The organism is Cobetia sp. SIMBA_158 (assembly GCF_046566945.1).
In the GTDB taxonomy this organism is placed as follows: Bacteria; Pseudomonadota; Gammaproteobacteria; order Pseudomonadales; family Halomonadaceae; genus Cobetia; species Cobetia amphilecti.
On sequence record NZ_JAWJYL010000136.1, the window covers coordinates 1 to 342 of the forward strand.

The 342-nt window shown below is 44.2% G+C and carries 1 protein-coding gene; it reads left to right on the forward strand.

Going from position 1 to position 342, the window contains the following annotated elements; translation table 11 throughout:
- On the forward strand, positions 1–342 hold a 342-nt coding region (locus tag R2R70_RS19315), incomplete at both ends, for a flagellar basal body P-ring protein FlgI (protein ID WP_410978796.1).

Sequence of the window (342 nt, forward strand, 5' to 3'; positions counted from 1 at the left end):
CGGCACATGCTGAGCGTATTAAAGATATTTCTATGGTTGAAGGGGTTAGATCGAACCAGTTGGTAGGTTCTGGCTTAGTAGTGGGTTTACCCGGCACGGGTGAGCAGAGCCGCTTCACTCAGCAAAGTTTTAAAGGCATGTTAAGCAATTTTGGTATTTCGCTACCTGCAAATTTAAGCCCTAAAATTAAAAACGTTGCTGCCGTTGCTGTACATGCTGAATTACCCGCATTTAGAAAGCCAGGACAAACAATTGATATAACCGTTTCATCTATTGGTAGTGCGGGTAGCTTGCGCGGTGGCACGTTATTACAAACGTTTTTAAAAGGGGCTGATGGCAATG